Raw genomic sequence first — 17,791 nt, 5'->3', positions numbered from 1 at the left:
CACCGGTGCGCCCAACCCATGACCGGATCGAGCGAAACAAGGGTGCACCAATGAGCGCCACGCCGTAGCCCCGCCCCTGGAGGTCGGGGTGCACCATGACCCGCTTGAGCGTGCACCAGTGGTCCTTCAGCGCGAACCGGTTGTCCACGAAAATCAGCATGGCCACGAGCCGCTCGCCCTCGAAGCCGGCGAGCAGCCGGTCCGCCCCCTCGGCGATGTCGGTGAAGGCGGCGGCCGCCATGGGGAGTACGTCGTCGCGGCTGACCGGCTCGACGAAGCCGACCGCGCCGCCCGCGTTGGTCACCTCGGTCCACAGCGACACGATCTCCTCGCGCAGCGCGGGCGTCAGGGCCGGATCGAGCTCGAAACGGATCACCATGCCCCCATCCTGCCGGCCGTGAGGGGGTGCGCCGGCCCGCAGCCGGCGGCGACCGGGACCCAGGCCGACGTCAACGAGCGGGAGCCGGGTCGTCTGCGGTTGCGGTCACGGCGCGTCCGGCGGAGCCACCCCAGCTGACTCAAAGGCGGAATAGACGTGAACCAGGCTGGTGGGCGATGCGGTCGCTTACCACCAGACCGCCGCGCCACTTACCGGTCTCATCCCTGTAGCGGTACTGAAGTTGGCTAAGACGTGCGCCGAAGGAAGTCCGAACTGAGTTGTAGTGCGCGGACGAATGCACGAAGCCCGGTCGAGGCGGACAGTAGGCGGCAGTGGCCATCGGGAAGACGAGTGTTGAAGCCAGAAGGTCAGCGATTTGCAGGCCAGCGTGGTTGTCGCTCGCCGCGAACAGCGGCACTTCGCGCAGGCTAGCGTACGGATCGCCTCCGGTGCGCCACTTCTGAGTGAAGATCGAGTGCGCCACCTGAAGGTTCGTGCCATGGCTGCGCCCATCCGCGATCAAGACGCCAACTTCATCCTTCAGTTGCATATATTGACCGAAATGGCGGGAAATGTCCTGTACTGCATAGCAGTAGCTGGAGTCTGCGTCCATGCCGGTTGTCGACTCTTTGACCCAGACGCGCCCCACTATCCGACATTGGTGAGCCTCGGCCAGGTCCAGAAGTTCAGTTCGGAACCTCTCCGCTTGTCGGCGCTTGTTTCGCGATGAACTACGGGTCATCTGGAGAATCTCGCTCCCCTTCACCTCGACGAGGATGTGGTCGAGCGCGTGGCCAGAGGTAAAGCGTCCGGGAAAGTGGCGGCGTTTAAGGTCAAGGAAGTCCCGAGTGAGTGCGGGGACGGACGCGGCATCGAGAATCATGCCAAGTAGGACCATGACGGGTGTGGCTGATGGGCTGCTGTTCGGGGCCTCGCAGCCGCCAGACTCGTCCAGGTAGCAGAGGTGCAACATCCCCCCTCATGCGCTAAGGCCGCCCGAAGGCGGCCTTAGGATGTGGTGTTCGGGTTGGCCCCTAGGCACCTGTAGAAAAGTTCTACAGCAAGCTAACCACAGTGAGACACCCTGCTGCAACCTCGACGCCGTGCTGCAAAGCTTTCTTGGGCGCGACCCAGTTGCGCGGAGTGCGACCGAGTCCGCCCGATTGTTACGTTCGGTGGTCACGACATAGACGCTGCAGATCGGCCTCGTCGTCGGTGCGGCCGCCGGTCGCTGACAGGGCGGCCGTAGCGAGATCGATGCGGGTGCCGAGGTCGTCGATCCAGTCTGCGAAGTCGCGGCAGCTCTCCAGGTGGGCAGGACGAGGGGCATCAGCTCGACGTCTTGGAGGCTGAGCAAGAGGCCAAGATGCCCGTGCTGCTCGCGCGTCGTCGCGGATCGCATCGCCTCACTGAGGCGCAGTGTGGGCACGCCGACTATCAAGTGCTCGTCGCCTGCCTCCGCGATGACGGTCCGCGTCGGAAACACACAAACTGCGCGTGCGGGAGAGGGGACTCGAACCCCTACGTCCTCTCGGACACCAGGACCTAAACCTGACGCGGCTGCCAATTACGCCACTCCCGCAAACGCAGTGAGTCTACTCAGTCGAGGCCGAGGTCCTTGCGGAGCTTGGCAACGTGGCCCGTGGCCTTGACGTTGTAGAGCGCCCGCTCGATCCGACCCTCCTCGTCGATCACGAAGGTCGACCTGATCACGCCGGTGACGGTCTTGCCGTAGAGCTGCTTCTCGCCGTACGCGCCGTACGCAGTCAGCACGGATTTGTCCTGGTCACCGACGAGCGGGAAGGTCAGCGCGTCGCGCTCGCGGAACTGCGCCAGCTTGGCCGGCTTGTCCGGCGAGATGCCGACGACCTCGTAGCCGGCGGCCTGGAGCGAGGCGAGCGAGTCGCGGAAGTCACACGCCTGCTTGGTGCAGCCGGACGTCATCGCCGCCGGGTACGCGTAAAGGATGACCTTGCGCCCGCGCAGCTCCTTCAGGGAGAGCGTCTCGCCAGTGTCAGTGGGAAGCGAGAAGTCCGGTGCCATGTCACCGGGGGCAAGTCGACGTGTCTCGGTCATGTCGAGAACCCTATCGGAACACGTCTTATTGCCAGCCCTTGGCAAGTAAGCATGAGTGGAAATAAGCTCCGGTCCATGGAAGCTGAGGCGCTCCACATTTCGAACGGGGTGCTCAACGGTCCCGTCTCGGCCATATATGGCGCTGTCGCCCTCGTGGCGCTCGCCTACTGCGTCTCGCGCGGACGGCGCGACCTCGACGACCGGCTCGCCCCGATGGCAGGGCTGGTCGCGGCGTTCATCTTCGCCGTGCAGATGCTCAACTTCCCGGTGCTGCCGGGCGTCAGCGGACACCTCCTCGGCGGCGCACTGGCCGCGCTGCTCGTCGGGCCGTGGGTGGGCGCGCTGTGCGTCGCGGTCGTGCTGGTCGTCCAGGCACTCGTCTTCGCCGACGGCGGGGTCACCGCCCTCGGCCCCAACATCACCAACATGGCGCTCGTCGGCACCGCGGTCGCGTACCTGCTGATCGCGCTGCTCCTGCGGGTCCTGCCGCGCACGCCCACGGGGCTGGGGATCACCGCGTTCGTCGCGTCGGTGTTCGCGGTGCTCGCGGCGTCGCAGAGCTTCGTCATCCAGTACGCCCTCGGCGGCACCACCGACCTCGAGCACTACAGCCTGGGCGCGATCGCCGGAGTCATGGCCGGCACACACATCCTGATCGGCATCGGCGAGGGCCTGATCGCGGCCGTCACCGTCGTGACCGTGGCGAAGACCAGACCCGACCTGGTGTACGCGCTGCGCGGCCTCAGGCGGTCGCAGCCGGCCAGCGCGGAAGGGGTGCCGGCATGAAGAGGACGACCTGGTTCATCCTCGGCGGGCTGCTGGTCGCGCTGCTGCTCGCCGGCGTGGTGAGCAACTTCGCCTCCGGCTCGCCGGACGGGCTCGACTCGGCCTCCACCAAGGGCTGCACGCTCGACGACAACGACGAGATCACCGGCGGCTCCTGCATGGCGCGAAACGCGAAGGACGCGGAGACCGCTGACAGCCCGTTCGCCGACTACGGGATCAGCGGCATCGACAACGCGTACGTCTCGACCGGCCTGTCGGGCGTGGCCGGCGTGCTGCTCACGTTCGCGGTCGGCGGTGGCCTCTTCTGGCTGGTACGCGGCCGCCGCCAGCCGGCCGAGACACGGGAGTGAAAGGGCTCTATCTCGAACGGGACACGCCGCTGCACCGGCTCCCGCCCGAGGTGAAGATCGCGGCCATGGTCACCGCCACCGTGATCGTGGTGGTGACCCCGCGCGAGGTGGTCTGGGCCTTCGCGGGATACGCCATCCTGGTCGCCGTCCTCGCCGCGGTCGGGCGCGTGCCGGCCGGCTGGCTGGCCAGGCGTTCGCTGGTGGAGCTGCCGTTCGTGCTGCTGGCGCTCGCGCTGCCCTTCCTCGCGGCCGGCGAGCGCGTGACGGTGCTGGGGCTGGAGGTGGCCCGCGAGGGCCTGTACGGCGGCTTCAACATCATCGCCAAGGGCACGCTCGGGGTACTCCTGTCGCTGATCCTGGCCGCGACCACGACGGCGCGCGACCTGATCGTCGGCCTGGACCGGCTGCGCTGCCCGCAGATCATCACGCAGATCGCCACGTTCATGCTCCGCTACCTGAGCGTGCTCGGCGGCGAGGCGCGGCGGATGCGGATCGCCCGCGTTTCGCGCGGCGACGACCCGCGCTTCCTGTGGCAGCTGCGCGGCTTCGCCACCGGCGTGGGCGCGCTCTTCCTGCGCGCGTTCGAGCGGGGCGAGCGGGTCTACCTCGCGATGGTCTCGCGTGGCTACGAGGGACGCATGCCGGCCGCGTGGCTCGCCGCCGGCGCCGCGACCCGGGGGCAGTGGCTGGCCGCGGCGACTCTGCCCGCCGCCACGGCCGTGATCGCGGGGACGGCGGTGATTCTGGGATGATCGCCCCAAGAAAGATCCTCCGCTTCGCTCCGGATCTCACCGGGGGCGCCGAATGACTGAACCACTCTCGCTGGACGTGCGTGCAGTCCAGTACGCGTACCCCGACGGGCAGGTCGCCCTGCGCGGGGTTGACCTCTCCGTGCCACGGGGCGAGCGGGTCGCGCTGCTCGGCCCCAACGGCGCCGGCAAGACCACGCTCGTGCTGCACCTCAACGGCATTCTGGGCGGGGGTGGGGGATCGGTCGCGGTCGGCGGCCTGACCGTCGACCGCGACCGTGCCACGCTGGCCGAGATCCGGCGCCGGGTCGGCATCGTCTTCCAGGACCCGGACGACCAGCTCTTCCTGCCCACGGTGGGGGAGGACGTCGCGTTCGGCCCGGCCAACCTGGGGCTGCGCGGCGCCGAGTTGACCGCGCGGGTCGACGAGGCGCTGGCCGCGGTGGGGATGAGCGAGCACCGCGACCGGGCGCCGCACCACCTGTCGTTCGGGCAGCGGCGGCGGGTCGCGGTGGCCACCGTGCTCTCCATGCGGCCCGAGATCCTGGTGCTCGACGAGCCGTCGTCCAACCTGGACCCGGCGGCCCGGCGCGAGCTGGCCGAGATCCTCCGCACGCTGCCGGTGACGCTGCTGATGGTGACGCACGACCTGCCGTACGCCCTGGAGCTCTGCGACCGCTCGGTGATCATCGACGCGGGGCGGATCGTGGCCGACGCGCCGACCCGGGAGCTGCTGGCCGACTCCGAGCTGCTCGCCCGGCACCGGCTGGAGCTGCCGTACGGCTTCGCCGTCAGGGGATAGCCGTTTCCACTTCCTCTTCCCGTTCCTGGGGCGCCCGCCGGGCCGCGTCGCGCATGCGGAGCGCGGCCGCCACCGCCACACCGCCGCCCACCGCGATCACCACCAGGATCACCAGGCGCGCGGTGGCCGGGGACCACGACACGGGTACGACACCGCGGGCGAACACCGCCGCGTTGGCCGCACCGGAGAAGACGGCCACGCAGGTGGCGGCCATGGCGAGGGCGAAGTCGGCGGCCGGGCGGCGGGCGAGGGCGTACACACCGGCGGCGATCACGGCCAGTCCGGTGGCCACCGGCCACACCTGCCCGACGAGCAGCCCCACGATCACCGGGCCGACTCCGGTGGTGCCGGCGTCCAGTTCGCGCGCCACCGCGTACGCGATCGCGACCGGCCCCAGCGCGACGGCCAGCCCGGCGAGCACCGGCAGCGCCCGCGACCACAGCCCGAGCGCGGCCACGGCGGCGCCGACGAGCACCACGAACGCCCACCACAGGCCCGGGCTCGGCGGCGGGACCCAGTCGAGCGTGCCGCGTACCTCCATAGTGGACACGCCCTCGCGGAGCGGCACGACCCAGTCGCGGATCCGGTGCTCGCGGGCCGGGTCCGCCTTGACGGGGGGCGGCGGCTCGGCGGTCATCCAGTGCGTGCGGTGGTCGTGCCAGCGCGCCACCGGCTCGTCCGAGGTGCGGCGCCACTCCGGCGGCTGGGTCGGGTCGGCGGTGGCCGGTGGCTCGGTGTCGCCGGCGAGCGTGGCGTTGAGGTAGGTGGCGGGGGAGCGCGTGTTCTCGTACACGCCGTCGGGGCGCACCTCGAGGTAGGGCTCTCCGCCGTAGCCGAGCACCTCGATCGTGCGGCCGGTGCGGTTGTCGAGCTCCAGCCGGGCGCCCGCCTCGATCTCCCGTACGGTCAGCCCCGGCACCGGCGGCACCGAGGTCACCACCGTGCGGTAGTTGGTCGCGTCGGGCGCGTCGCCACCGTGCGCGGACGCGGGGGCCGCGGCCACCAGCGCCCCGAGGACACCGGCGACCGCGGCCAGAGCAAGCCTGCTCAGCCGACCGCCGCGAGGATGGCCTGCGTGGAGGGCGGGACGTCCTTGCCGTTTACCCGGACGGTGGGCGTGCCGGTGACGCCGTCGCCACTCGCTTCGTCGGTCACGTGTGCCGTCCACGCCTTGTACTTCCCGTCCCGTACCGCCTGGGCGAAGGCGTCTCCGAGGCCGACCGACCGGCCGATCTCGATCAGCTGGTCGTCGCTGAGGCCGGCACCGCCCTCGGCTGGCTGCTGCGCGAAGAGCGCCTTTTTGTACTCCCGGAACTTACCGCCCTCCGCCGCGGCGCCGGAAGCGGCCGACGCGCGTGTGGAGTAGTCGGTGCTGGAGGCCCGGTCCAGGTAGGCGACCGGATGGTAGACGACGGTGACCTTGCCCTCCGAGATCAGCTGGTCGATGGTCCCGCCGGTCTGCCGCTCGAACTGCCCGCAGCCGGGGCAGATGAAGTCTTCGTAGATGTCGATCTTGGTAGGCCCATTGCCCACCGCGATGCCGGTGCCGTTCTCGACCGCGCCCGGCGGGGGCGTGAAGTTGCCCGAGTTCTGGCTCGCCACCACGCCCCAGCCGATCAGCCCGGCGATGGCCAGCACAGCCACCGCCGCGATCGACGTCCACAACGTGCGCGTGCGCCGCTTCTCGCGGGCGATCTGGTCGCGCACCACGCGGGCGGCCTGCTTCTGCCCAGCCCTGGTACTCATTTCTTCTCCAGCCAGCTATCGATGGACAAACGGGTGAGGGGCCAGATCAGGAGGAACCCGGCGAGTGCCAGGAAGCCCAGGTCGCGGAGGATCTCCGGGCCGTACGAGGGGCTCTGGCCGGCGGCGAGCTGACCGCCGTTGCCGAAGCAGCCGCAGTCGATCTGTAGCCCTCGCGCCCACGCCTGCGTGATACCCGCGATGAAGACGACCAGCAGTGCCGCGGAGACGCCGGCGGCGAGGCGCGTGGCGAGTCCCACCAGCAGGAGTAGGCCGAGCGCGACCTCCACGAACGGGAGTGCGGCGCCGATCACCTTCGCGAGGTCGTAGGGCATCACGTCGTACGCGTTGACGGCTCGCCCGGAAGCGGCGAGGTCGCCGACCTTGGCGCCCCCGGCCACCAGCCAGACGGCGGCGAGCCCCAACCGCACCAGCGTGCCGAGCCACGGTCGCGCGGTGTGCCATCTGCTGACAGATGCGGGCGAAACGGGCGGACTCGCGACAGTCACATTCATTAAGTCGTCCTACGGGTGTGGGAGGTTCCTCGGGCTAACTGGCGAGAGCGTCGCCGAGCGCGTCGACAAGCTCGGCGCGGGCGCGCGCGACCCGGGAGCGGATCGTGCCGACCGGCACGCCCTCCACGTCGGCGGCCTCGGCGTATGACAGGCCGAGCACCTGGGTCAGCACGAACGCGCCACGCCGCTCGTCGGGCAGCCGCCGCAGCAGGTCAGCCGCGCCGAGCTGCTGGGCCGGGTCAGGGTAAGGGCCGTCGGTGTGTGCCTGCGCGGCCAGCCGCTCGTCGAGCCGGCGGCGGCGGACCAGGCCGCGCACGTGGTCGGCGCAGGCGCGGCGGGCGATGCCGAGCAGCCAGGTGCGCGCGCTGGAGCGACCCTCGAACGAGGGGAGTGCCCGAAACGCCCGCAGGTAGGTCTCCTGGGTCAGATCGTCTGCGCTGCCCGGGTCGACCAGAGCGGCCACGAACCGCCACACCTCGACCTGGGTGACCTGCACGAACGCCGCCTGCGCGGCCGGGTCGCCGGCGCGGGCAGCGTGCACCCAGTCGTCGGCGGCGTGGCCTTCACGCTGGGCGGGAATCACGGCAACTCAGGGTACGCGGGTTGCCTGGAAAATCGTTGAGTGCCCCTCCGGGAACTTTTTCCGCCCCTCCGCCGACTAGATAGCCATGACCGGCTATGCGCCCCGGCTCGCCTCAGCGCGCCTGGCTCAGAAATCATGGCCGTCATGACCCGCCGCCCCTCCCCCCACGCCCCGTCGCCTGGCACTGGCCCGGCACGCGGAAGGTCCGTAGCCACGCGACTCTCGCTCCTGCTCCTCGCACTGGTCGCTGGCGCGTTCGCGGCCCTCGCCCTGCCGGCCGCCCCCGCCAGCGCCCACGCCGTACTCGACAGCAGCAACCCGATCGGCAACTCGGTGCTCCAGGTCGCGCCGGCCGAGGTGGTGCTCACCTTCACCGAGTCGGTGCGCAAGGTGCCCGACCGCGTGCGCGTGATCGGCCCGGACGGCAAGCGGGTCGACCGGGGTGACGCGAGCTTCGACGGCCGGGTCGTGACCATTTCGGTGGAGCAGACCGGGGCGCGCGGGACGTACCTGGTCAGCTACCGGGTGATCTCGGCGGACAGCCACCCCGTCTCGGGCGGCTTCACGTACTCGGTGGGCGCCCCCTCCACCACACCGCCGAGCGACGCCGTCGAGGAGGAGGCCGACAACCCCACCGTCGCGACCGGCACGAAGGTGGTGCGCTACATCGGGTACGTCGGCCTGGTGCTGCTGGTGGGGCCGGTGCTCGTGCTCAGCCTGCTGTGGCCGGCGCGCCTGTCGCGGAGCGGCCCGTCGGGCGTGGTCTGGAGCGGCATGGGTCTCGTGACGCTCGCCACACTGGCCGGGATCTGGCTCCAGGTGCCGTACACGAGCGGCGGCGGGCTCTTCGACGTCTCCGGCGAGACGCTGCGCAACGTGCTGTCCAGTACGTTCGGCACCGCCCACCTGATCCGGCTCGGCCTGCTCGTGGCCATCGCGCTGCTGCTGCGCCCCCTGCTGCGCGGCGAGACCGGGCGGGTCGACCAGATCCTGCTGGCGGTGCTCGGCGGTGCCGCGCTCTTCACCTGGCCGATCGCCGGGCATCCGGCCGCCTCCCCGGTCGCCGCGGTCTCAGTGGTGGTCGACGCGGTCCACCTGGCCAGCATGGCGGTGTGGCTGGGCGGACTGGTGATGCTGCTCGCGTTCCTGCTCCGCCAGGCCAACGACCGTGAGCTTGGCGCGATCCTGCCGATCTGGTCGCGCTGGGCCGCCCTCGCGGTGTCCGCGCTGGTACTGGCCGGCACCGTGCAGGCGCTGATCGAGGTGGGCACGCCGGACGCACTCGTGTCGACCACGTACGGCCGGCTCATCATCGCCAAGGTGGTGCTCTTCGGCGCGGTGGTCGCCGTCGCCGCGTACTCCCGGAAGCTGGTCCGGGACCGGCTGGCCGGCGGCGGGCCGCGGCGGCTGCGCCGTGCGGTCGGCGTCGAACTGGGTATCACGGCCGTCGTGCTGGGCCTTACCGCCGTGCTGGTGCAGACCACGCCCGCCCGCACCGCGGCGGCCAACGAGGAGCTGAGCGGACCCGGCTACTACTCGGCGACGCTCAACAGCAACCTCTTCAACCTCCAGGTCGAGGTCGACCCGGCGCGCAAGGGCAACAACTCGGTCCACCTGTACGCCTACGACCAGGCCAACAAGCCGCTCCCGGTGGTCGAGTGGAAGGGCACGGCCGCGCTGCCGGCCAACGAGGTGGCGCCGGTCGACATCCCGCTGCTGCCGCTCACCGACAACCACGCCACCGGCGAGATCACGCTCCCGCTCGAAGGCGACTGGGAGTTCCGCTTCACCATCCGTATCTCCGAGATCGACCAGGCCACGGTGACAGCCATCGTGCCGATCAAATAGAAGGGTTTCCCATGAAACGCGTTGCTCTCGTATTCGGCGCGCTCCTCGCCGTCCTGGTGATTTTCGCCGCGCCGGCCTCGGCCCACGTGACGGTGAACCCGAAGGAGGCCGAGAAGGGCGGGTTCGCGCGGCTCGCGTTCCGCGTGCCGAACGAGAGCGACACCGCGTCCACGGTCAAACTCGAGGTGGTACTCCCGGAGAACGCGCCGGTCGGCTCGGTCTCGATCATGCCGGTCGCCGGCTGGACAGCCCAGATCGAGCGGCGCAAGGTCGACCCGCCCATCGACGTGCACGGAGCCCAGGTCAGCGAGGTGGTCTCGAAGATCACCTGGACCGCGGCGTCGGGCGGCGGGGTCAAGCCGGGCGAGTTCGCCGAGTTCCCGGTCTCGATGGGCCCGCTGCCCGACGCCGAGACGATGGTCTTCAAGGCGCTTCAGACGTACTCCGACGGCAACGTCTCCCGGTGGATCGAGGAGCCGCAGCCGGGCGCCGAGGAGCCGGAAAACCCCGCGCCGGTGCTCAGGCTGGTGGCCGCCGACAACTCCCCGGCCGCTTCAGCGCCCCCGGCCGCGGCCACGCCGGACGAGGACGAGGGCGTCGCGGACGGGCTGGCCATCATCCTGGCGGTGGTCGCGCTGGTCGCGGGCCTGGGAGGTCTGGCCCTGGGCGGGCTCGCCTTCGCCCGGAGCCGCCGCACTTCCTGACCGCCAGCGTTTTCGCGGAAGGTTGTGCTCGCGTTCGTCTGGCCGGTACGGGCGTCCTGACGGCCGTAGCCTCGTTTCACCTCATAAGGGACGTCTTGTCGGTTCTGCTGGCGTCCCTTGTCGGGCGCCCTTCGGGGCGTCGCTGGAGGGGGACGGGGACATGCGGATCGTGCGCACAGCGGCGGGGATGCTGCTGCTCACCATCGGATTGCCGGTGCTGCTGGTCGGCGGTGCACTGTGGACGGCCATGCAACACCGCGACGGCGACGGCGCGTTCAGCGGCCGGGTCGAGCGGATCACCACCCCCGGTCACGCCGTCGTCGTACCCGACCTGGACGCCCTCCTGCGCCGCGAGGCCCCGTTCACGCGCGCCCGCGACACGCGCCTGCGGGTCACGGCCGAGACCGAGGCCGGCCCGGCGCTGGTGGGCATCGCGCCCGCGACGGATGTGGCCCGCTACCTCGCCGGCGTCGCGTACGCCCAGGTCGACCGGGTCAGCCTCACCAGCGGCCCGCTGCCGGTGCGGGTCACGCCCGTCGAGGGCACGGCCGTACCCGCCGCGCAGCCAGCCTGGCAGGCAGCCGGTACCGGCGCCGTAGCCTGGGACTCCGCCCAGGTGCGCGGCCAGCACCTGGCCCTGGTCGTCATGCACCCCGACGGCCAGGCCGGGATGACGGTGGACCTGCGCGTCGAGGTACGCCCCGGCTGGCTCGCCCCGGCGACCTGGGGCCTGCTCGTGGCAGGTGCGGTGCTGATCGTGCTGGGCATGGCGACGCTCGCCTGGCCCGTACGCCGCCCGGCCGCCCCGAGGCCCGCCACGCTCGCCGACGTCCTCCCGCCGCCGGCGCCGCCGCAGGTGGTCACGCCACAGCAGGTACGGCCAGGCTGGGCCGCTCCCACACCGATGCCGGTACAGCCGATCCTGACCTGGCCGCCCCATCCGAGCGTTGGCGTCACGCCCGCCCCGTTGCCGGCGCCGTCTTCGCCTTCCGCGCCGGCGCGCGAGCAGGCGCCCGGTGTGCTCGTGGCCTCGGGCGTCGCCGCCCCGCGCGGCGCTGGCCTGGCCGCTGGTGACACGCGCGCTGCCCACCTCCGCGACGCGGACCTGGGCGACACCGACATCCACGGCGCCGACCCGCGAAGCGCTGGCACGGACGGCGACGCGGACCTGGGCAATGCCGGCGCGGGCGACGTCGCCGACCTGCGCGATGCTGGCGCGGGCGACGGTGCGGGGCCGGGCGATGCCGAGCTGCCCGAGTTCGAGCGCGCCGAGGTGACCGGGCCGGACCTGCCCGGCTCCGCGGACCTCGCGAGCGCGCTGGGATCGCTCGGCGCCAAGTCCCGCTCAACGCGTCGCCGCAAGACCGCAGCCGGCCTCCCCACCGACGCCAGCCCCGCAGCCGCCGCATCCCCGTCCACCGCCCGCCGCGCCCGCCGCGACTAGGGCCTTGCGGTGGAGGTCTTTCTGGCACGGGGCGGCGGAGGGCGAGGCCGCGGGAGCGGCGGTCTGGCCCACGGCGGGCATCGCGGTAGCCCATCTGGCCTCGGTGCTCAACGCCGTCGGGTGACCCCGAGCCCAACCACGGCGTGCCTCCCACCTGGCCGGGGCCCGCAGCGGGTAGGAATGGCGAGTGGCCCTCCGCATGCCGTTTGCGGAGGGCCACTCTCACCGGGGGAAACGGTGTAACACGGGGGAGCTTGTCTGTTAAGGAAAGATTAGCCGACTCGGGCGTGAGTAGGTAGGTCTGTCCATTTCGCCCCTCGTCTGCGATAATCGAGCACCCCGGTACGTACCGGGAGAACCGCGATCAAGACCAGCGCGAGCAGCGCATACGCGTTGCGCCGCAGGAACTCGCCCACCGTGTCGGTCGGCAGCGGCGCGATGCCCCAGTCGTCAAACGAGACCACGCCGCGCAGCAGCACCAGGTAGCCCACGGCGGCCACGCCGAGCAGGGCCAGCCGGGGTCGCAGGTCGCGTTCGCGCAGGGCGGCGTCGACCAGCACGACGAAGGCGGGCACGTACCAGTACACGTGATGGGTCCACGCGATCGGGCTGACCAGCGCGCCCACCAGCCCGGCCAGCGCGAGCCCCGCGACCTCGTCGCCGCCACGGGCGGCCTGGGCGGCGCGGCGCAGGCCGTACACGGCGATGAGCGCCACCAGCCCCAGCCACACCAGGCGGCTCGGTTCGTCGGGGATGGCGGCGCGGCCGATCAGCCCGAGCAGCGACTGGTTGCCCGTGTAGTCGGTGCGCCCCACGCGGTCGGTCGCCCACAGTTCGTGCGTCCAGAACTGCCACGAGTCGCGCGGCGCCAACGCGGCCGCGAGCAGGGTCGCGCCGGCCGCCGTCGCGCTCGCGGTGATCGCCGCGCGCCAGCGCCGCGTGGCCAGGAGATAGACGATGAAGATCCCCGGGTACAGCTTGAGCGCGGTCGCCAGCCCCACGCCCACCCCGGCCCAGCGCGAGTTTCTGGTGACGAGCAGCAGCAGGTCGCCGAGGATCAGCAGCACCAGCAGCATGTTGATCTGACCAAAGGTGAACGTCTCACGCGTCGGCTCGATCGCGAAGACCAGCGGGATGGCCAGCCCGGCGGCGAACCACGGCGGCTGCCGGTGGCGGAGGGCGACGGGCGTGACCAGCCACCACGTGGTGATGCCGATGGCCACCGCGGTGCCGATCAGGAAGATCGTGATGGTGGCGCCCATCGGGATCTCGGCGAGCGGCCGGAGCAGCGCCGCCGCGAACGGGGGATAGGTGAAGTACAGCTCACCTTGCACCCGGTCGGGCTGCGCGTACTCGTAGAGCGGGTGCCCGTCCGCCCACCACCGCATCGCGCTCACGTAAATGCGCAGGTCAAAGAAGTCGTGCCGGTTGCCGTACCACCCGAGGAAGGCGGCGACCGCGGCGGCGAGTGCCGTGACCGTGGCGATCCGGATGGCTTTCGGCATGTTCAGCAGCGTAACGGCGCTTCGGCCCGAGTGATGGAGGACCGCCGACGCGTAGGCTGACCCCGTGGCTGATCTTCTGGTCTGGATCGACTGTGAGATGACCGGGCTCGACCTCGGCAAGGACGCGCTGATCGAGGTGGCCGCGCTGGTCACCGACCCTGACCTGCGCGTACTCGGCGAGGGGGTTGACGTTGTCATCCACGCGGACGAGGCGGCACTGTCCGCGATGCCCGATGTTGTCCGCGAGATGCACGAGAAGTCCGGCCTGACGGAGGAGGTCCGCCGGTCGGCGGTCACCCTTCGCGAGGCCGAAGACATGATCATGGAGTACATCACCCAGTGGGTGCGAGACCCGCGTACCGCGCCCCTGTGTGGCAACTCGATCGCGACCGACCGCGGCTTCGTGGCGCGGGACATGCCGAGGCTCGACGCCCACCTGCACTACCGGATGATCGACGTCTCGTCGATCAAGGAGCTGTGCCGCCGCTGGTACCCCCGCGTGTACTTCGGCCAGCCCGCCAAGGGTCTCGCCCACCGCGCCCTGGCGGACATCCGGGAGAGCATCCGCGAGCTCGAGTACTACCGCCGCACCATCTTCGTGCCACTGCCGGGGCCCGATGTGGAGGCGGCCAAGGCGATCGCGGCGACGCTCTGATTTCTCCACCGTTACCCTGTCGACGGAGTGGGGCAGGGTATGGCTATCATTGGTCGGCGCACCGCACCGGCATGTCCGGCGCGGCTGACGTGGTGGCTGTAGCTCAGTTGGCAGAGCACCGGGTTGTGGTCCCGGGTGTCGGGGGTTCAAATCCCCTCAGTCACCCTCTCGCAGCAGCGGCCATCCCCTATCCGTTGTAGGGGATGGCGCTTCCCTTCACGTATTGCTCCCAGCTCATGTTCCAGTCGGTCCAGCCATTGCCGTTCTGGAGCTTCTCCTCGGTGTTCTTGACCGTGATCACGTCACCGATCCGGGTCTGCCCGAAGAGCCACTCGCCCATCGCCATCGACACGTTGACGCAGCCGTGCGAGACGTTGACCCGCCCCTGCTGCCCCTCGGACCAGGGCGCCGCGTGGATGAACTGTCCGCTCCAGGTGAGTCGCTGCGCGAAGTCGATCGGCGTGCGGTAGCGGTTTTCCGGGTTGGGATCGTCCATCGTGTCGAAGATGGTCTTGCGCTGCTTCTCGATGACCACCATCGTGCCGCTCGACGAGGGCGTGCTCTTCTTGCCCAGGCTCACCGGGATGGTCTTGACGACCTTGCCGTCCTTGGTGACGGTCATCTTCTTGGTCTTGTTGTCGACGGTCATGATGAGCGACGGCCCGATCTTGACGTCCACATTGACGTCGGCGCGCCCGTAGTAGCCATCGCCCATCGGCAGCCCGCCGGTCTGCAGCTTGTACCGGATCTGGGTGCCCGCCTGCCAGTACTCCTTGGGCCGGAAGCGCACCTCGGTGGGGCTGGCCCAGTGCCAGATGCCCTCCTGGTGGGGCGTGGACCGCACGAAGAGGCGGGCCTGCACGTCGTCGCGGTAGTCCTTGGGCACGGCGCGGCCGAAGCGCACGATCAGTGGCATGCCCACGCCCACCACCTGGCCGTCGCCGAGGAAGCTGGAGACCCGCACCACCTTGCTGGGCTTGGCCATGGTCGTGAAGGTGCTGGTGCTGGTCGTCGGCTTACCGTCCGCACCGGTCGCGTTGATGGTCGCCGTGTAGGTGGTGGCGTACTCCAGCGCCCCCTCCGGCAGCCACGACTTGCCGTCCTCCTGCAACTCGCCCTCGACCGTCTCGCCGCTCGCGCTCTTCAGCTCGATGCTCGGGTCGCTCGCGTTTTCCAGCGTGAAGGCGATCGTGGTCGAGGCGGGCACGTCCTTGGCGTCCGCGGCCGGGCTGGTGATGGTGCCGCCCTGCTTGGGGCCGCTGTCGGCCTGCTGCCCGCCATCCTTCTTGCCGTCGTTCCACGAGGCGCCGGGGGAGTCGCTGCCGCAGGCGGTGAGGGCGAGGATGCCGGCGAGCGCGGCGGCGGAGAGCGCTCGCCACGCCGCCTTCCGGCTCGGCGTACGTCGGTGCACTCGGCTCGCTGGCATGATCCCCTCGCAAGTGTTTAGGCGCCCCCACTCACTACCCAGGAGCAGGGGTCAATCCTCCTCTTATGACGCGCTTCGCCAAATCCCGGTTTCATGCCGTGGTGTTGAACACTCGGCTTTGCCCGGATTTATGGTGTTTATAGCGTTACGGGGAGTGCACTGCCCTTGATGAATTCTTTCCAGCTCATGTTCCACGCGGTCCAGCCATTGCCCGCGCCGAGCTTCTCCTCGGTGCCGGTCACGGTCACCGGATCGCCGATCTTGGTCTGCCCGAAGAGCCACCGCGCGTTTTCGGTCGACACGTTGACACAGCCGTGCGACACGTTGCGCTGACCCTGGTGCTGCACCGACCAGGGCGCCGCGTGGATGTACTGCCCGCTCCAGGTAAGCCGCTGTGCGAACGCGATGTCCACGCGGTATCGGTTGGCGGGGTTGGGGTCGTCGGTGGTGTCGAAGACGGTCTGCTCCTTCTTCTCCATCACCACCATCGTCCCGCTCGCCGAGGGAGTGGCCTTCTTGCCCAGGCTCACCGGCATGGTCTTCACGACCTTGCCGTTCTTCAGCACGGTCATCTGCTTGGTGCGGTTGTCGACCTTCATCTCGAACCGCTCACCGATCTTCGCGGTCGCCTTCCGGTCGGTGTCGCCGTAGCGCCCCTGACCCATCGGATGCCCGCCCAGCCCGATCCGCACGGTGATCTTCGTGCCCGACTGCCAATACTCCGGCGCGCGGTAGTACGCCTGCGTGCCGTTGGAGACCCAGTGCCACGCCCCCGGCTGCGGCGGGTCGGTGCTCACGAACATGCGCTTCTGCACGCTTGCCCGGTCCTTCTTCGCGATGCCCGGATGGAACTCGACGACCACCGGCATCGCCACGCCGTACGTCTTGTCGTCGAACAGGTACAGCCCCGTGCCGACCCGCTTCCCCGGCTGCCCCATCGTGGTGAAGGTCGTGGTCTCGGTCGCCGTGCCGCCGTCCTTGGTGGCGGTCACCGAAGCGGTGTACGTCTTGCCGTACTTCAGCGGGCCGCTCGGCACCCACGCCGTGCCGTCCTCCCGCATCGAGCCGGAGACCGTGCCACCGCCCGACTCGGTGAGCGTGACCGAGGTGACCTCGCCACCGTCGAGCTTCACCCCGATCTCCGAGCTGACCGGCAGGTTCTTCGCGTTGGCCGCCGGCGTGACCGAGAAGGCGAACGCCGCCGGCGCCGCACTGGCGCTCGGCGTGGCCTCGGCACTGGCCACCGGCCCGGGCGTGGTGCCCGTGACGAACCGGGGACTGTCGTCGCCCTCGCCACAGGCGGCGAGAGCCAGCGGCGCCAACACCGCCAGCACGGCGGCCTTCACCAACCCCCGTGTGCCCCTGCTCATGTCGACCCCGTTCGGTTTGTGCCCCCGGCCTCGGCCCCGCGCCCGGCTCGGTGCGACTGTAGTCAGCGTGCGCTCGGCGCGCGCTGGGCTTATGGTGCACCACCAGGGCAGTCACTGGTGGCCAGTCCAGCACGCTGCCAGATCAGGGCGTGTGTCGCTTCCGCCAGTCGGCCCGGCGTGCCACACCGAACCGGTTGGAGTCGGCGCCGAGGTGCGTGCTAATGTTGCTGCCGTTGTCAGCGAGCGCCGCTAGCTCAACTGGCAGAGCAGCGGACTCTTAATCCGCGGGTTCGGGGTTCGAGTCCCTGGCGGCGCACATTTGATCAAGGCTCTGACCTGGCGCTTCTCGCCGGATCGGAGTCTTTTTCATGTCTACTGTGGATGTTCGGGTGATCGATGGGGTGATCTGTAGCTTTCGGTAGCACCCGGCACCGGCCGAAGACGCAATCGGAACGGCCACGACCCAGCCAATCGCCGCCGAATCGCGACCAGCCTGGAAACGCCACCCGGGATCGACTCACCCGGCCCGAACCGTACATCCGTCGGTCACCTGCGCAGCCTCGTGGTGGTCGCCCACCGTAAGCGGCCAGCGGTCGAAAACGCCGCACGAGTCTGGCAGCATTGTCTGCGTGCGCTTCCTCGACCGTTGTGGGCGATCCGGGTCGCAGGCGGTCGCCGCTTGCCTGGCCGCCACGGAGGCGGTAGCCGCCCAGGTTCGCGGGTGAGACGGCGCGGGACGTCGCTGCGGCGTGGTCACCGATCCGCCGGCGCGGCAACGGCCAGAGCGCCTCAGCGACGCAGCACTCGCGCTGGGCACCGTCGTTGCCCGCAGCTTCATCAGGCTGGCCGGCGCGAA

General features: G+C 70.3%; 18 protein-coding genes and 3 tRNA genes. 10 read left to right on the top strand and 11 right to left on the bottom strand.

Annotated elements, in window-relative coordinates; genetic code table 11:
• From ACFFIA_RS37780 to bcp, 4 genes are all read right to left on the bottom strand, one after another.
• Positions 1-379, bottom strand: a 379-nt coding sequence (locus tag ACFFIA_RS37780; RefSeq protein WP_377260890.1) for a GNAT family N-acetyltransferase, incomplete at its 3' end; no start/stop codon positions are given.
• A gap of 139 nt (positions 380-518) precedes the next feature.
• Positions 519-1,352 (bottom strand): DUF3800 domain-containing protein, encoded by an 834-nt coding sequence (locus tag ACFFIA_RS37775; RefSeq protein WP_377260888.1) that lies wholly within the window; start codon positions 1,350-1,352, stop codon positions 519-521.
• A 525-nt stretch (positions 1,353-1,877) separates the two neighbouring features.
• Positions 1,878-1,961, bottom strand: a tRNA-Leu gene (locus ACFFIA_RS37770).
• Positions 1,962-1,978: 17 nt separating this feature from the next.
• Entirely contained in the window at positions 1,979-2,455 is a 477-nt protein-coding gene (gene bcp / locus ACFFIA_RS37765; protein WP_377260885.1) for a thioredoxin-dependent thiol peroxidase, read from the bottom strand.
• Positions 2,456-2,530: 75 nt separating this feature from the next.
• Here bcp and ACFFIA_RS37760 point away from each other — a divergent pair, with 75 nt between their 5' ends.
• From ACFFIA_RS37760 to ACFFIA_RS37745, 4 genes are read left to right on the top strand one after another with little or no spacing between them, the layout of a single operon-like run.
• Positions 2,531-3,241, top strand: a complete 711-nt coding sequence (locus ACFFIA_RS37760; protein ID WP_377260883.1) for an energy-coupling factor ABC transporter permease — start codon at positions 2,531-2,533, stop codon at positions 3,239-3,241.
• Positions 3,238-3,591, top strand: coding sequence for a PDGLE domain-containing protein (locus ACFFIA_RS37755; RefSeq protein ID WP_377260881.1), 354 nt, complete (start codon positions 3,238-3,240; stop codon positions 3,589-3,591). The genes ACFFIA_RS37760 and ACFFIA_RS37755 overlap by 4 nt, the downstream gene beginning before the upstream one ends.
• Positions 3,588-4,343 carry a cobalt ECF transporter T component CbiQ gene (gene cbiQ, locus ACFFIA_RS37750; protein ID WP_377260878.1) on the top strand — a complete coding sequence of 252 codons (756 nt, stop codon included), beginning with the start codon at positions 3,588-3,590 and terminating at the stop codon, positions 4,341-4,343. The genes ACFFIA_RS37755 and cbiQ overlap by 4 nt, the downstream gene beginning before the upstream one ends.
• A 52-nt stretch (positions 4,344-4,395) precedes the next feature.
• Complete coding sequence (locus ACFFIA_RS37745; RefSeq protein ID WP_377260875.1) at positions 4,396-5,142, top strand: energy-coupling factor ABC transporter ATP-binding protein; 747 nt, start codon at positions 4,396-4,398, stop codon at positions 5,140-5,142.
• Here the strand turns inward: ACFFIA_RS37745 and ACFFIA_RS37740 are convergent.
• The 4 genes from ACFFIA_RS37740 to ACFFIA_RS37725 are packed head-to-tail and all read right to left on the bottom strand — an operon-like array spanning position 5,132 to position 7,983.
• Positions 5,132-6,145 carry a hypothetical protein gene (locus ACFFIA_RS37740; RefSeq protein ID WP_377260873.1) on the bottom strand — a complete coding sequence of 338 codons (1,014 nt, stop codon included), beginning with the start codon at positions 6,143-6,145 and terminating at the stop codon, positions 5,132-5,134. The genes ACFFIA_RS37745 and ACFFIA_RS37740 overlap by 11 nt on opposite strands.
• A gap of 44 nt (positions 6,146-6,189) precedes the next feature.
• Positions 6,190-6,888 (bottom strand): DsbA family protein, encoded by a 699-nt coding sequence (locus tag ACFFIA_RS37735; protein WP_377260871.1) that lies wholly within the window; start codon positions 6,886-6,888, stop codon positions 6,190-6,192.
• The gene (locus ACFFIA_RS37730; protein WP_377260869.1) at positions 6,885-7,400 is read right to left on the bottom strand and encodes a MauE/DoxX family redox-associated membrane protein; all 516 of its coding nucleotides are present in this window, start codon (positions 7,398-7,400) and stop codon (positions 6,885-6,887) included. The genes ACFFIA_RS37735 and ACFFIA_RS37730 overlap by 4 nt, the downstream gene beginning before the upstream one ends.
• Positions 7,401-7,434: 34 nt before the next feature.
• Positions 7,435-7,983: a sigma-70 family RNA polymerase sigma factor gene (locus ACFFIA_RS37725; protein WP_377260867.1), complete on the bottom strand. Its 549-nt coding sequence runs from the start codon at positions 7,981-7,983 to the stop codon at positions 7,435-7,437.
• Positions 7,984-8,118: 135 nt separating this feature from the next.
• On the opposite strand from ACFFIA_RS37725, the gene ACFFIA_RS37720 reads away from it, so the two are divergent.
• The 3 genes from ACFFIA_RS37720 to ACFFIA_RS37710 all read left to right on the top strand — a co-directional run bounded on the left by ACFFIA_RS37720 (position 8,119) and on the right by ACFFIA_RS37710 (position 11,979).
• A complete protein-coding gene (locus tag ACFFIA_RS37720) occupies positions 8,119-9,831 on the top strand; it encodes a copper resistance CopC/CopD family protein (protein ID WP_377260865.1) in 1,713 nt (570 codons plus the stop codon).
• An 11-nt stretch (positions 9,832-9,842) separates the two neighbouring features.
• A complete protein-coding gene (locus ACFFIA_RS37715) occupies positions 9,843-10,535 on the top strand; it encodes a YcnI family copper-binding membrane protein (protein WP_377260863.1) in 693 nt (230 codons plus the stop codon).
• Between the two features lie 160 nt (positions 10,536-10,695).
• Positions 10,696-11,979: a hypothetical protein gene (locus tag ACFFIA_RS37710; protein WP_377260861.1), complete on the top strand. Its 1,284-nt coding sequence runs from the start codon at positions 10,696-10,698 to the stop codon at positions 11,977-11,979.
• Positions 11,980-12,251: 272 nt separating this feature from the next.
• Here the strand turns inward: ACFFIA_RS37710 and ACFFIA_RS37705 are convergent, their stop codons facing one another.
• Positions 12,252-13,484: a glycosyltransferase 87 family protein gene (locus tag ACFFIA_RS37705; RefSeq protein ID WP_377260859.1), complete on the bottom strand. Its 1,233-nt coding sequence runs from the start codon at positions 13,482-13,484 to the stop codon at positions 12,252-12,254.
• A gap of 64 nt (positions 13,485-13,548) precedes the next feature.
• On the opposite strand from ACFFIA_RS37705, the gene orn reads away from it, so the two are divergent.
• Complete coding sequence (gene orn, locus ACFFIA_RS37700; RefSeq protein WP_377260857.1) at positions 13,549-14,139, top strand: oligoribonuclease; 591 nt, start codon at positions 13,549-13,551, stop codon at positions 14,137-14,139.
• Between the two features lie 92 nt (positions 14,140-14,231).
• Positions 14,232-14,304 (top strand) — tRNA-His (locus tag ACFFIA_RS37695).
• Positions 14,305-14,326: 22 nt separating this feature from the next.
• Here ACFFIA_RS37695 and ACFFIA_RS37690 read toward each other — a convergent pair.
• Positions 14,327-15,565 (bottom strand): L,D-transpeptidase, encoded by a 1,239-nt coding sequence (locus ACFFIA_RS37690; protein WP_377260855.1) that lies wholly within the window; start codon positions 15,563-15,565, stop codon positions 14,327-14,329.
• Positions 15,566-15,702: 137 nt separating this feature from the next.
• Entirely contained in the window at positions 15,703-16,935 is a 1,233-nt protein-coding gene (locus ACFFIA_RS37685; protein WP_377260853.1) for a L,D-transpeptidase, read from the bottom strand.
• A 243-nt stretch (positions 16,936-17,178) separates the two neighbouring features.
• On the opposite strand from ACFFIA_RS37685, the gene ACFFIA_RS37680 reads away from it, so the two are divergent.
• Positions 17,179-17,251, top strand: a tRNA-Lys gene (locus ACFFIA_RS37680).
• The last annotated feature ends 540 nt before the right edge of the window (positions 17,252-17,791 follow it).

Source organism: Phytohabitans kaempferiae (assembly GCF_042433955.1).
Classification (GTDB): Bacteria; Actinomycetota; Actinomycetes; order Mycobacteriales; family Micromonosporaceae; genus Phytohabitans; species Phytohabitans kaempferiae.
This window is presented reverse-complemented; position numbering and strand designations above follow the sequence as displayed.

Excerpts from the sequence above, each read along its gene's own strand:
- ACFFIA_RS37775 (WP_377260888.1), bottom strand. The coding sequence starts at position 1,352 with ATGTTGCACCTCTGCTACCTGGACGAGTCTGGCGGCTGCGAGGCCCCG.
- bcp (WP_377260885.1), bottom strand. The coding sequence starts at position 2,455 with ATGACCGAGACACGTCGACTTGCCCCCGGTGACATGGCACCGGACTTC.
- ACFFIA_RS37760 (WP_377260883.1), top strand. The coding sequence starts at position 2,531 with ATGGAAGCTGAGGCGCTCCACATTTCGAACGGGGTGCTCAACGGTCCC.
- ACFFIA_RS37755 (WP_377260881.1), top strand. The coding sequence starts at position 3,238 with ATGAAGAGGACGACCTGGTTCATCCTCGGCGGGCTGCTGGTCGCGCTG.
- ACFFIA_RS37745 (WP_377260875.1), top strand. The coding sequence starts at position 4,396 with ATGACTGAACCACTCTCGCTGGACGTGCGTGCAGTCCAGTACGCGTAC.
- ACFFIA_RS37735 (WP_377260871.1), bottom strand. The coding sequence starts at position 6,888 with ATGAGTACCAGGGCTGGGCAGAAGCAGGCCGCCCGCGTGGTGCGCGAC.
- ACFFIA_RS37730 (WP_377260869.1), bottom strand. The coding sequence starts at position 7,400 with ATGAATGTGACTGTCGCGAGTCCGCCCGTTTCGCCCGCATCTGTCAGC.
- ACFFIA_RS37720 (WP_377260865.1), top strand. The coding sequence starts at position 8,119 with ATGGCCGTCATGACCCGCCGCCCCTCCCCCCACGCCCCGTCGCCTGGC.
- ACFFIA_RS37715 (WP_377260863.1), top strand. The coding sequence starts at position 9,843 with ATGAAACGCGTTGCTCTCGTATTCGGCGCGCTCCTCGCCGTCCTGGTG.
- ACFFIA_RS37710 (WP_377260861.1), top strand. The coding sequence starts at position 10,696 with ATGCGGATCGTGCGCACAGCGGCGGGGATGCTGCTGCTCACCATCGGA.
- ACFFIA_RS37705 (WP_377260859.1), bottom strand. The coding sequence starts at position 13,484 with ATGCCGAAAGCCATCCGGATCGCCACGGTCACGGCACTCGCCGCCGCG.
- ACFFIA_RS37690 (WP_377260855.1), bottom strand. The coding sequence starts at position 15,565 with ATGCCAGCGAGCCGAGTGCACCGACGTACGCCGAGCCGGAAGGCGGCG.
- ACFFIA_RS37685 (WP_377260853.1), bottom strand. The coding sequence starts at position 16,935 with ATGAGCAGGGGCACACGGGGGTTGGTGAAGGCCGCCGTGCTGGCGGTG.